The 12,356-nt window shown below is 60.5% G+C and carries 9 protein-coding genes; 3 read left to right on the top strand and 6 right to left on the bottom strand.

The features are described 5' to 3' along the window. Positions 1 to 4: 4 nt before the first annotated feature. From MESAU_RS27025 to MESAU_RS27010, 4 genes are read right to left on the bottom strand one after another with little or no spacing between them, the layout of a single operon-like run. Complete coding sequence (locus MESAU_RS27025; RefSeq protein WP_013533239.1) at positions 5 to 676, bottom strand: C1 family peptidase; 672 nt, start codon at positions 674 to 676, stop codon at positions 5 to 7. Further along, positions 676 to 1,662, bottom strand: coding sequence for an ImmA/IrrE family metallo-endopeptidase (locus MESAU_RS27020; protein ID WP_245262908.1), 987 nt, complete (start codon positions 1,660 to 1,662; stop codon positions 676 to 678). The genes MESAU_RS27025 and MESAU_RS27020 overlap by 1 nt, the downstream gene beginning before the upstream one ends. A 31-nt stretch (positions 1,663 to 1,693) precedes the next feature. After that, positions 1,694 to 2,068 carry a helix-turn-helix domain-containing protein gene (locus MESAU_RS27015; RefSeq protein WP_013533237.1) on the bottom strand — a complete coding sequence of 125 codons (375 nt, stop codon included), beginning with the start codon at positions 2,066 to 2,068 and terminating at the stop codon, positions 1,694 to 1,696. Between the two features lies 1 nt (position 2,069). After that, positions 2,070 to 2,360 (bottom strand): hypothetical protein, encoded by a 291-nt coding sequence (locus MESAU_RS27010; RefSeq protein ID WP_245262907.1) that lies wholly within the window; start codon positions 2,358 to 2,360, stop codon positions 2,070 to 2,072. Positions 2,361 to 3,770: 1,410 nt separating this feature from the next. Here MESAU_RS27010 and MESAU_RS27005 point away from each other — a divergent pair. The 3 genes from MESAU_RS27005 to MESAU_RS26995 all read left to right on the top strand — a co-directional run bounded on the left by MESAU_RS27005 (position 3,771) and on the right by MESAU_RS26995 (position 10,674). Further along, a complete protein-coding gene (locus MESAU_RS27005) occupies positions 3,771 to 7,559 on the top strand; it encodes a beta strand repeat-containing protein (RefSeq protein ID WP_015319212.1) in 3,789 nt (1,262 codons plus the stop codon). A 63-nt stretch (positions 7,560 to 7,622) separates the two neighbouring features. Continuing rightward, a complete protein-coding gene (locus MESAU_RS27000; RefSeq protein WP_015319211.1) occupies positions 7,623 to 9,317 on the top strand; it encodes a type I secretion system permease/ATPase in 1,695 nt (564 codons plus the stop codon). Between the two features lie 19 nt (positions 9,318 to 9,336). Then, positions 9,337 to 10,674 carry an HlyD family type I secretion periplasmic adaptor subunit gene (locus tag MESAU_RS26995; RefSeq protein ID WP_015319210.1) on the top strand — a complete coding sequence of 446 codons (1,338 nt, stop codon included), beginning with the start codon at positions 9,337 to 9,339 and terminating at the stop codon, positions 10,672 to 10,674. Positions 10,675 to 10,825: 151 nt separating this feature from the next. Here MESAU_RS26995 and MESAU_RS26990 read toward each other — a convergent pair whose 3' ends face one another. Then, on the bottom strand, positions 10,826 to 11,293 hold the full coding sequence (locus tag MESAU_RS26990; RefSeq protein ID WP_015319209.1) for a metallophosphoesterase family protein: 468 nt from the start codon (positions 11,291 to 11,293) through the stop codon (positions 10,826 to 10,828). A 10-nt stretch (positions 11,294 to 11,303) separates the two neighbouring features. Further along, positions 11,304 to 12,212: a ribonuclease Z gene (locus MESAU_RS26985; protein ID WP_015319208.1), complete on the bottom strand. Its 909-nt coding sequence runs from the start codon at positions 12,210 to 12,212 to the stop codon at positions 11,304 to 11,306. Positions 12,213 to 12,356: the final 144 nt, after the last annotated feature.

Here is a 12,356-nt window from a genome sequence, read left to right as displayed (position 1 = left end):
AGGATTATACATCGTCGGATGCTCCATGTTGGATGACGAAGGCGCCAGCAAAGCGGCGGGTGAGGTAGGTTTCGGAAAACCAGGCGTAGCCCGCCCATCCCCATCTCAGTCCCCAGGAGTTGCGGACCAGAAAATGCGATGCGCCGTTAACGTAGCCGTATCCGGCTAGGACGACCGCGTGCGCCAGTGTAGGATCGATTGGAATATGATCTTCCGCCATCAGCGCCTCCGGTCCGATGAACCGTGCTGGCTGGTAAAATGCGGACGAAATGAACAATGTGATGACGACAGGTGACCCCGAGTCGATCTCAGAGCGCCAGCGATCAGAATCGCTGCTTCGTTGACCGGTATCACAGCGGACGACGACTGGGCGTTGCCCGGCCGGTTGATAGGGATTGAGGCAAACTTCGCGATCTTGATAAGGCCAGAACTCCTCATCTGGTTGGCCGTCATTCAAGATCGCTGTACACGTCGCTTCAATCGTCGAGCCTTGGTCCGGCTGCAACCCATCACGTCGCGTTGCGTGGTAATAAAGCCATTCAGGAGACAACTGGGTCGGGTGCTTATGCGCCGCTCGGTGGGTCGCGCTCGCCGCGAAAGACAGGCAGGTTGGGCGGCGACCTTGATCGCGAGCCGGCTCAAGCTGGTTTCTGAGATCGGCGACGACATTCAACATCAGCGCGCAACGCCCGCGTGTCTGAACGAGGGGCGAAACAATCCTGCATCGTGCGAATAGACAGGTCTGTAATCGAACGACCATCGTTTAGGATTGTCGTCCGGAGCCCACTGCCGGCGCTCCCACAAAGTATAGACTCCGTGCACGGTCGCATCTGAAGCCCGCGCGAGCACATGCCGGATCGCGGGAGCCCCAACCACCCCTTCGGTGACCTGTTCGCGGCCATCTTTCAGTATCGCGAAGCCGGCCATTTCCAGTTCGTCGAAATTCCAGACGTAACCGGCGTTGCTATCTTCGCGCAGCTTGACCACGAACAAGTCGTCTCGGCCGGCTTCGATCACCGTACCCTCGTCTCGCTCCGTCAGGTGCCACACATCGATGTTTTGCGTGGACCCAATTGGATAGTCGGGCACGAGTGCACGCTTGATCGTCGCTGGTTGCGCTTTGACAAGCTGCGTCCGGATTCCGGCCCCAATAACCCTGTTGCGCACTAGCGCGTAGAGTGTCGCGCGATAGCTTGCGCCAACGCGCAAAGCCAATTGGTAGACGACGTCTGCCTTCTGAAGATGCTGCGGCGTCCAATGGTGACGCTGCATGAGTGCCGTAATCAGCCAGTCAGGCACGAGGAAGTATGACGCGAAAGCATCGGCTTCTTGCTCGGCGGGTGGAAGGTTGATGTAGTCCCGAGCATGATCCGGCGACCGGCGCAGAATACTATCATCATCCGCATGGGGATCGTGGTTCAGCACATGGTGGCCAAGCTCGTGCGCAGCAGTGAAGCGCTGTTGGCCAAGCGGACGGCGCGTCGTCAGAATGATCCCTGGATTGCCGCCCTCGCGCAGATAAGCCCCCAAGAGCGGTTCAAGCTTCCGGAAAAGCAAGGGGACGTTCTGTCGGTAGATCGAACCGAATACGTCCACGCGATGCCCTCGCGCGGCGCCTTGATCCAGGCCGAGGTCGCGCTGCAGGCGAAGCGCTGCCCGCATGCCTTTCAGGACTGCGTCGCGCGTGGGCGCCCTAGCCATTCTTGTTCACCTTCGAACGGGAGCGCAGGAATTCCGCAAAGCTTGCCAGCTCACCCCTGTCGTTCTCTGACAGATCGCTTACTGTGCGCGCCAGAAATGCGACGTCTTCGGGCACGTGCAGCTGCTCGGATTCGCCGGTAAACCAGGATGTCGGCCGCTCGTACAGAACGGCTAGGCTTTTCATTTCGAGGGCGCCGACCCCCCTCTTGCCCGCCTCCATTTCCGAAATTGCCGAGCGGCGGACTTTCAGGTGGTTTGCCGCTTCTTCTTGTGTGATGCCCACATATTCACGCGCGTCCTTGAGGCGCTTGCCGAGCCGAACGGCCTCCGGGTTTGGACCTGCGAATCCAACAGGGGTCCGTGCCATATTACACCTCCTCGGTTTCGGGCTGGCTCACTCTCCACGCTTCACGACATGTCTCCATGACGGTCACGACGCAGTGTTCGACACTACGGAAGCCACCAGCTGGCATTACGTCGTCCGGAAGGTCGAGTGCGAACTCTTCCTCGATGCGCAAAACAACCCGGACCATCACGAGCGAGTCGACCGCAGGCTCCCATGCCGCACGTGGAGCAGGACGGTCATTGATGGCCGTACTGATTTCATTTCGGATTGCGTCTTCAAACGCTTGAGCAGGGAACATGATGATACCTCGCATGTCCATTTATCCGACTCGAATCTAGCACATGTCTGAAAAACAGACAACGGGGGCTCTGCGTGGCGCGGTTTATCTAAAGTTTGCTGCGACCCTAGAGCAGCGGTGATAGCAGCTTTTCTGGTTTGGGCCGAAGGAGACCGAATTGGGCATTACCCCGCCGGCCGGATTCAAATGACTGCAACCTGCGGGATCGCAACCAATGTCGTTGCGGCCAATGGGGTGCCAGCGGAATGGCCTTTCTGGCTAGTTCGTCCCAGGACCGGCTCGTCCGCTTGCGGCACCAATGCGGTCATTCGCCAACAGGCTGCGAATAGTCCAAAGCTCGTATACAGTCGAATTGTAGGAAATTCGTCGGTGCTCCGTGGGCCAAACGGATGCGAAACCAAGCAGCCGTTGTCCAGTCTCGGTTTGCATACCGGGTCCGATGGATCCGCCGAAATGGCGTCCACGCGCCTTTCTGTTTGGCGCTGCGAAGGCGCTACCGGAAATGATGCAGTCAAAAGGATGCATGCTGCGACAGCGACTACATTGTTGTAGCGTTTTCAACAGCGTAAGAATCCGACGGTATTTGGGACGGTATTATAGAATTTCGGAAAAAAATTGGGTAGCAAAATCAGTGTGTTGAAATTCCGGTTGATCATCGAGTGGGAGTGAAGGAGCGGCAATCGCGTAGATTCGGCGGCGATTTTCGCCATCGAGAATTGTTCTCGTGTCGTATCTCACTTTCGCTGAACTGGTATCTTCATCTCCAATCTGGCAAGTCCGATCTGCCCAAGTCCCTTACGAGGTAAAGACCTTTAAGAAGGGGGCTACGGCGTAAAACGGCGTGCACAAAGGCAAGATCTGCTTCGCGCCTTGTCATCCTTGGAGTGATCTGCGTTGGAGCGTGAGGCTTCCGGATGTCCGGCTCGCCCGTGGCAGCGGTCAAGGTCCAGCGTTAGTGCGCTGGCGGGCTCTCGTTACCCTGCCCCGCATCTTCTGCCGCGCTGGCTCATATTAGGCGTGCGCTCGTTCGATCTCACAAGCCGATCCGGGTGGCTGCAGCTCCTTCATGTTGAATATTAACCGTTCGCCCAAGTTGGACGTTGACGCTTCCTCCCCAGTAGAGTTAATAATCTCCTAATATAAGCATTGTCTAAAATCTCTTGATCGGAAACCGGCGATTTAGGCGATGCAATTGGGTTGGGAGACGTAGCGCTGCGACAACGCCGTCGCAGCCGCCATCATGCGATCATCATCCGCTAGCTCCAGCCGGCACTGCTTGTCCGGCAGGCTCGCTGATGATGCGCCGCACTCGCTTTCAACCCAGCTGTGTGGCGACTTTGGGATCGATGCTCGGACAGAGCGTGGTCGTACAGGACTATTAACAAACAGGCGTTGGGGCGTCTGCTACAGAAACAGGGGTTGAAAATGGCTACTCAGGTCACCGGTGCCGGCGGCACCACGGCGTCATTCTCCAATACACCGCAGGCAAAGGACGACCTGTTCACCAGCAGCACCACCGGGCTTAATGAGGATAGTTCTCAGCCCATCTTCCTGAATGTGATGGCCAACGATCTCGGCGGGAACGCCAAGACGCTTTGGTCGGTCGACAACGGGATCAACAATACAGGCGCGATGAGTGGATACTCCGCTGCTGATTTGTTGACACAAGACTCGGCGCGGAGCGAAATCGGCAGCTCCGACACAAGTTCTAACGGCGCGAAAATCTGGATCACATCCGACGGACTCGTTGGATACGACGCGGCTACCTTAACAGCGGCTTTCAAGACGCAATTACAAAACTTGAATGCAGGGCAATACCTGACTGACACGTTTATCTATTCAATTCGGCTCGGCAATGGAACGCTCAGTTGGGCAACCGCCACGGTACAGTTCGCCGGAACCAACGACGCGGCCGTGATTTCCGGAGTCTCTACGGGCGCAGTGATCGAGGCGGGTGGCGTCGGCAATGGAGTTCCTGGGACGCCGACGGCGAGCGGCACGCTCACCGACACCGACGTCGACAACACACCCAATACATTCCAGGCCGTCGCGGCCGGACATGCAAGTGACCATGGCTACGGCACGTATCAGATGACCACGGGTGGCGTCTGGACCTATACGCTCGACAACGGCAACGCCACGGTCCAGGCGCTCAATGTCGGCGACACGACCACCGACACCTTCACCGCTCATACCGCCGACGGCACCGCCCAGGTGGTGACGATCACCATCCACGGCACCAACGACGCGGCCGTCATCACCGGCACGGCGAACGGCGCAGTGACCGAGGCCGGCGGCGTGGCCAACGCCATTCCCGGGACGCCGACGGCGAGCGGCGATCTCAACGACACCGATGTCGACAATGCGACCGACAGCTGGCAGACGGCTCCCGCCGGCACGGCAAGCACCGGCGGCCTCGGCACCTATCAGCTCGGCGCCGACGGCCAGTGGACCTATACGCTCGACAACGGCAACGCCACGGTCCAGGCGCTCAATGTCGGCGACACGACCACCGACACCTTCACCGCTCATACCGCCGACGGCACCGCCCAGGTGGTGACGATCACCATCCACGGCACCAACGACGCGGCCGTCATCACCGGCACGGCGAACGGCGCAGTGACCGAGGCCAATGCGGCGCAGTCGACCGGCGGCACCCTGGTTGCCACTGATCCCGACAGCTCGAACGCCTTTGTCGTGCAGACCAACGTGGCCGGCAGCAACGGCTACGGCACGTTCTCGATCGACGCTACGGGTCACTGGACCTACGCCATGGGCAGCGCCCATAACGAGTTCGTGGGCGGCACCGACTACACCGACAGCATCACGGTGGCGACGGCTGACGGCACCTCGCAGGTCATCACCGTCACCATACACGGCACCAACGATGCACCTGTAGTAGATCTGAACGGCGCTTCAGCTGGATTCTCGACGACCTTGAACTATACAGCTGGATCTGCCGCCGCTGCCATCGCTCCTGCGGGAACAGTAACGGACATCGACTCCATCAACTTCGGCGGCGGCTCGCTCACTGTCGGGTTCACGGCAAACGGCGCGCTCACGGACCAGTTGACCATCCAGAATCAAGCCCCCGGCGCTGGCCAGATCACCGTCAGCGGCAACAGTGTGAGCTATGGTGGCACACTCATTGGTACCTTCACCGGCGGCACGAACGGGTCGAATCTGGTCGTGACCTTCAACGCCGCTGCTACGCAGGCGGCAGCGCAGGCCCTCGCCGATCATATCCTCTATGCCAACGCGACCAGCGCCACCATCGCCAAGACGGTGACCTACACGTTGGTGGATGGAGACGGTACGGCCAATGGAGGCGCGGATACCAGTAGCGTTACTGCGACGATCAGCGTTACGGGTAGCGACCTTACACCGCCGAACGTCTCGATAAGCCACCAGCTTTCGTCGAGCCAACAGGAGTCGACCTTCACTGTTCATGCGACGGATGCCAGCGGTATTCAGAGCGTTCAATTGTATGACAACGCTAGCGGTGCGCCCGTTCTCATCTATACGATGACCGCTGCGGAACTGGCTGCTGGGTCAGTGAGTGGAGACTACGTCCATACATTTATCGACGGCGCGCCTCCGTTCCCAGTCAGCAACTCTGTTCATCAAATAAGCGCGGTCGTCACCGACAACAGCTCGGCACACAATTCCAGTACGGCTGTGGACAGCGTGACATTCAAGACCAATGCTGGCGGTGGGAGCAGCTCCAAGTTCACGGCCCCCGCCGGCACCTCCGGCGAGCCTATCAACCTTGCTCTCACCGACCCATCACATGAGGGCGCGCTCATCACCGTCACGGTGAAGGATGTGCCTTCGGGCTGGACCATCGACGGCGCGATCCACAACGCCGACGGAAGCTGGACGATCCAGACCAACGACCTGCACGGGCTGACCGTTACCACGCCGGCCAGTTTCACCGGGGCAGCCGTGCTCGATGTCGAGATGACCTGGATCAATGCCGACGGCACCACGGGCACCGCATCGATCGCCGATAATGTCGAGGCCTACGCACCGGGTTCGCCGATCTTTGCCTGGTCCGGCGACGACGTGCTGACCGGCTCGCACGGCAACGATCTCTTCGTCTTCTCGCAACCGATCGGCGCCGACACGGTGCACAATTTCGATGCCGCGGCCGACCAGATCGATCTCATCGGCTATAACGGATTGGCGGACTTCGCCGACCTCCAGACGCATATCGCCGACGATGCCAACGGCAATGCGGTGATCGCACTCGGCGACGGACAGTCGATCACGCTGGACGGCGTGCATTCGGGCGCACTCACAGCCAGCAATTTCGTGTTCGACCAGACGCCGGTGGTCAACAATTCAGGCACCATGACGATCGGCGACGGTGCGTTGCTGCCGCTCAGCGGCATTATCAACAATAGCGGCCTCATCTCGCTCGACTCGACCGGCGGCGATACGCTGCTGCAGGTCATCCAGCACGGCGTGACCTTGCAGGGGGGCGGGCAGATCCTGCTGTCCGACAGCGCCGCCAACATGATTTCCGGCACAGGGCCGGACGTCACTCTGGTCAACGTCGACAACACGATCTCGGGCGCCGGCCAGCTGGGCGGCGGCATGCTCAGCCTCGACAACCAGGGCACCATCATCGCAACCGGCTCGCACGCGCTGATCATCGATACCGGTGGCAGCATCGTCACCAACTCCGGAACGCTCGAGGCAACGGGTTCGGGCGGCTTGACGGTCGCCGGCGGCCTGGCGAATTCAGGCATGCTCTGGGCCAATGGCGGCGACATCGTGATCCACGGCCAGGTTACCGGCGACGGCGATGCCACCATCGGCAATTTGTCGAAGCTGGAATTCGGCGGCGCCTCGTCGACGGACGTCACCTTCGGACACGACGCTGCCGGCACGCTGCAACTCGACGATTCCTTCGACTACAGCGGACGGATCGGGGGCATCACCAATGATGACAGGCTGGACCTCGGCGATATCCTGTTCGGTGCGGGAACGACGGCCGTCTATCAGGCAAACCAGGATGGCAGCGGCGGAACGCTGACCGTTTCGGACGGCACCCACGGCGCCGCGCTGCATCTGGTCGGCAATTATGATGCGAACGCCTTCAAGCTTGCCGATGATGGCCAGGGTCATACCGTCGTTTCGTACAATCCGGCGGAATTCACGCTGACCGGCATCGGCAATGGAGCGATTTCAAGCGACTTCGTGGTGTGAGCGAAAAGGGCCGCCGGCTACGGCGGCTCCCTGACCTGACGAGTATCGAGTGGGGTTCTGGAAGTGGATAGCAAGTCTCGAATTGTGAAGGATGCGCTTCGGGCATGCCGCCGCTATTTCCTGGTTGCGGCGGCATTCAGCCTCGCGATCAACCTGCTCTACCTCGCTTCCCCCCTCTACATGCTGCAGATCTACGACCGGGTTGTCACCAGCGGCAGCGAAACCACGCTCGTGATGCTGACCCTGGTGTTGCTGGCAGCCTTCCTTTCGCTGGCGGGTCTCGACCTGGTTCGCGCCTGGATCCTGACGCGTGCCAGCGCCCGGCTCGACCGTCTGCTTTCGGCAAAGATCCTCGCCGCGTCCGTCGAGGCCCCATCGCCCGGCTCCTCGCCGAGCCAGCCGATCCGCGACTTCGATACGTTCAGGCAGGTCATCACCGGCAGTGGCATCCACGCTTTGTTCGATCTGCCATGGTCGCCCATCTACATCGGCATCATCTTCCTGCTGCATCCGTGGCTTGGCTTCTTCGCACTGGGCTGCTCGCTGCTCCTGATCGGCATGGCCGTGCTCAACGAGTATCTCGTGCGCTCGCCGCTGAAGCAGGCCAACGAGCTGGCGACGAACAACTATAACTTCACCGAGATGAGCCTAAGGAACTCCGAAGTCGTTCGCGCCATGGGGATGATCGACGGTCTCATCCGCCGCTGGGGGCGCGACCGCAACCTCGCGCTGCGGCGCCAGGCGGAGGCAAGCGACCGTGCCGCCTTGATGTCGGGCCTCATCCGGTTCCTGCGGCTCACCATGCAATCGCTGATCCTCGGCCTCGGCGCCTATCTGGTCATCGAACGGCAGATTACCGGCGGCACCATGTTCGCGGCGAGCCTCCTGCTGGGCAGGGGGTTGCAGCCTGTCGAGCAGATCGTCGGCCTCTGGCGCAGCCTGATCCTGGCGCGGGCAGCGTTGGCAAGGGTCGAGAGGCTGGTCGACGGGGGCGCGCGCAACGAAAGAGCGTTCAACCTGCCGAAGCCCAGCGGCATGATTTCCGTCGAGCAGGTAAGCTTTGCAATTCAAAGCCAGCAGAAAGTGCTTCTGCGCGACGTGTCGTTTCGGTTGGAAGCAGGCGAGGCGCTCGGAATCGTTGGCCCTTCCGGTGCCGGCAAGTCGACCCTGGCGCGCCACCTTGCCGGCGTCATGCAACCCAGTCGCGGCACAGTCAGGCTAGACGGCGCCGACCTGTCGCAATGGGGGCACGACGCATTAGGTGATCACATCGGCTACCTGCCGCAAGATATCGAACTCTTCTCCGATACCGTCGCCGCCAACATCGGACGCTTCAAGACCAATGTCGACCAGGAGGTGATCGAGGCCGCGCGGCTCGCCGGCGTACACGAGATGATTATCCGACTGCCGCAGGGCTACGAGACGCAGATCGGGGAGGGCGGCGCCGTGCTGTCGGGAGGATATCGGCAACGGATTGCTCTTGCCCGGGCGGTGTTTGGAACGCCGAAACTGATCATTCTCGACGAGCCGAGTTCCAATCTCGACGCCGATGGCGATCGCGCGCTGAGCGACTGCGCGATCGAGCTCAAGCGCCGCGGCAGCACTGTTATCATCGTCTCGCACCGGCCCTCGACCTTGGCGAATGTCGACAAGATCCTGCTGTTGCGCGATGGCGCCGTCGAGGCGTTCGGCATGAGAAACGAGATCGTGGCGCTGCTCAACCAGCGCGCGGCTCCAATGGCGGTGGCGACCCAATGAGCTGTGGTCGGAGAGATCGATGAGCGACAGTGCCCTCACTTACCATAGCCTGCCTGGCGAGTCGGGCATCCTGGCTCCGGATTCCATCCGGGTGCCGGCCTATATTGGCCTGCTGATCATAATGGCCTTTTTCGGCATTTTCGGCGGCTGGGCGGCCTTTGCCCCTCTGAACGGTGCCGTGCTCGCCGATGCCATCGTCAAGGTGGAAGGCAATCGCAAGAGCGTCCAGCACTTCGACGGCGGTACGGTGAAGGAGATCCGCGTTAAGGATGGCGACGTCGTCAGGAAGGGCGACATAATGCTGAAGCTGGATGACACCAGGATTCGGTCCGAGTTCAATCTCTATGCCCAGCAATATGCACTGTTGCGCGCAACCGATGCCAGGATCCGAGCCGAATTGGACGGCAGCCAGGCGGTTGCCTTTCCCAAGGACATCCTCAAGGAGCACCAGGACTACCTCAAGGACGCAATGGCAAACCAGATCGCCGATCTGGAAAGCCAACGCGCCTCGATGGCCGGCGCAAGGCAGATCCTCGAGCGGCGCATTGCCGAGCTCGAGGAGCAGATACGGGGCAAGCAGTCTCGGGTCGAATCCTACCGGGCCCAGCTCAAATCGACGATCGGCGAGAAGGCCAGCCTGTCGAAGCTGCTCAAGGCCGGTTTGACGACCCGACCACGCGTCCTGGAACTGGAAAGGTCGGCCTCGGATTTGCAGGGCTTGATCGATGATAATCTCGGCGCCATCGGCGGCACCCAACAGAGCAAAGCTGAGCTCGAGAGCCAGATCGCACAATTGACCAATGAGCGCCGGACCAAATTGTCGGCCATGCTGATCGATACGCAATCGAACCTGTCCGACCTCATACCCAAGATGTTCGCCGCCCAGGCCGCCATGGACCGGGCCGAAGTGCGTGCACCCTATGATGGCCAAGTGATGGATCTCAGCGTTTTCTCGATCGGTGCGATCGTGGCGCCGGGCCAGACCATCCTTGACATCGTGCCGACCGAGAATTCACTGATCGTCCAGGCACAGGTTCGCGTCGAGGATATATCGAACCTGCGTCCCGACATGGCCGCCGAAGTTCGTTTCACATCATACAAGCAGCGTTCGATACCCATAATTCATGGACGCGTCGCCCGCATTTCGGCGGATCGCATTACCGACACTAAGACCGGCTTTCCCTATTACCTCGCGGACGTAGCGGTCGATCCCGTGGAATTGGCGGCCGCCCCACAGATCGCGCTTTATCCGGGCATGCCGGCGTCAGTCATGATCGTTACCGAGCAACGCACGGCGCTCGACTACATTCTAGGCCCGCTGGTTGTGTCGTTCCACTCAGCGTTTCGCCAGAAATGACGGATCAGTCCATCACCGCACGCGGCGAGAACTCCCGTTAAACAAGTCGCGAAGAATGCGTGTCTCCGCGTTACGGCGCGCCTGCCATCTTGTGAAAAATCGAGGAGACACTCGGATATAGGTGCGGGCGTGGTGTGCGCGCTGAATTGGTTCAGCCGCTTGCCAAGCTCAATATCGAAGGCTCTATGCTGTCTCGAGTGATGTCGACCGTCGCAAGGGTGACAGGCAGCTTAAACCGTCGCGGGCCAGCGCTGCCCGGATTCAAATAAAGCACGCCATCCACTGTCTCCATCCCCGGCACATGCGAGTGACCGGACACGATCAAGTCGATGCCGTGAGCAACCGGGTCGATCTGCAGCGTCTTGAGATCATGAAGCACGTAGATTGCTCGCCCGGCAAGACGTACGAGCTCGGTTTCCGCGTATGGCAGCGCCCAGCCACCGGTGTCTACGTTTCCTCTGATCGCGGTAACCGGCGCGATACAGCGAAGCGCCGTGATGATCTCAGGGCTACCGATGTCCCCTCCATGAATGATGTGGTCGACCCCGGCCAGGCAATGCGCCGCCTCCGGCCTCAGCAAGCCGTGCGTGTCCGAGATGACGCCAATTCTGAATGTCATGGCCCTGCCACTAAACGGTGAGGGTGGTGAAATCCGTTGCGATAAGGCTGTTCGCAAACGCCTGAACGGCTTCCGCGAGAATTTCTTCGTCGTAATAGCGGCCGGAGATGTGCGTAAGAACGAGCTGCTTTACATCGCTGGTCGCTGCCAGCGATGCTGCCTCCGCGGCTGTCAGATGTCCGTAGTCGCGCGCCATCGCTGCATCTCGTTGCAGGAATGTGGCTTCGATGACAAGCAGGTCGGCGCCGCTCACCTTGTCGGCCAATCCATCAGTGGTTTCGGCGTCGCCTACAATGACCAGCTTCTTGCCAGCCTCGGGTGGTCCGAGGACTGCTTCGGGAGCAATCGTTCGGCCGTCGGGAAGAGAAATTGAGCGGCCTTCGGCCAAATCTTTCCGGATCGGACCGTCTGGCACACCGAGAGCTGCCAAGCGGTCCGAACGGAGGTGACGACGCGCCGGCGTCTCGAAGACGAAGCCATAGCTGTCGGTGTCGCGATGGCGAACTTGAAAGCAATCGACGGTGAACTCATCCACCTCGAACACGCGTCCGGGGGCAAGCGGCACGAGTTGCAGCGGGATCGGCGCGCGTCCCTCACCCCAAAGGCCAGCGAGCATGCGGGCGACGACGTCAAGAGTGTCTGCGCTACCATAAATGGTCACATGGTTCTTGCTCTGCCGGAGCCGAAGCGTCGAGAACAAGCCTGGAATCCCGAGCACGTGGTCGAAATGCGCGTGCGTGAGGAGCAGGCGATCAAGTCGCCTGAATCCGGCGCCGCTGCGCAGAAGCTGACGCTGGGTGCCTTCCCCGCAATCGACCAGCACCCGTTGACTGCCGGCTTCAACGAGCAGCGCCGGGTGATTGCGCTCGGCCGAGGGCACGCTGGCCGAGGTCCCGAGGAAGATAAGCTTGAAGGTCATGCGAGCAGTCTACCTTGCGGGCAACGAGACCTCAAAGCGGGCGAAGGAGCGGTCCTTGATAGACGTTCGCTAGCCGGCTTGGAGCGACAAAAGAGTGAGCGTGAGCGCATTCGGCATCGCGTGTCGCGTATCGCGCCAGATTAT

The sequence above is a fragment of the Mesorhizobium australicum WSM2073 genome, from assembly GCF_000230995.2.
In the GTDB taxonomy this organism is placed as follows: domain Bacteria; phylum Pseudomonadota; class Alphaproteobacteria; order Rhizobiales; family Rhizobiaceae; genus Mesorhizobium; species Mesorhizobium australicum.
This window is presented reverse-complemented; position numbering and strand designations above follow the sequence as displayed.

Coding starts and splice junctions, on each gene's coding strand:
- MESAU_RS27025 (WP_013533239.1), bottom strand. CDS start 676: ATGTTGAATGTCGTCGCCGATCTCAGAAACCAGCTTGAGCCGGCTCGC.
- MESAU_RS27020 (WP_245262908.1), bottom strand. CDS start 1,662: ATGCGGGCAGCGCTTCGCCTGCAGCGCGACCTCGGCCTGGATCAAGGC.
- MESAU_RS27015 (WP_013533237.1), bottom strand. CDS start 2,068: ATGGCACGGACCCCTGTTGGATTCGCAGGTCCAAACCCGGAGGCCGTT.
- MESAU_RS27010 (WP_245262907.1), bottom strand. CDS start 2,360: ATGCGAGGTATCATCATGTTCCCTGCTCAAGCGTTTGAAGACGCAATC.
- MESAU_RS27005 (WP_015319212.1), top strand. CDS start 3,771: ATGGCTACTCAGGTCACCGGTGCCGGCGGCACCACGGCGTCATTCTCC.
- MESAU_RS26995 (WP_015319210.1), top strand. CDS start 9,337: ATGAGCGACAGTGCCCTCACTTACCATAGCCTGCCTGGCGAGTCGGGC.
- MESAU_RS26990 (WP_015319209.1), bottom strand. CDS start 11,293: ATGACATTCAGAATTGGCGTCATCTCGGACACGCACGGCTTGCTGAGG.
- MESAU_RS26985 (WP_015319208.1), bottom strand. CDS start 12,212: ATGACCTTCAAGCTTATCTTCCTCGGGACCTCGGCCAGCGTGCCCTCG.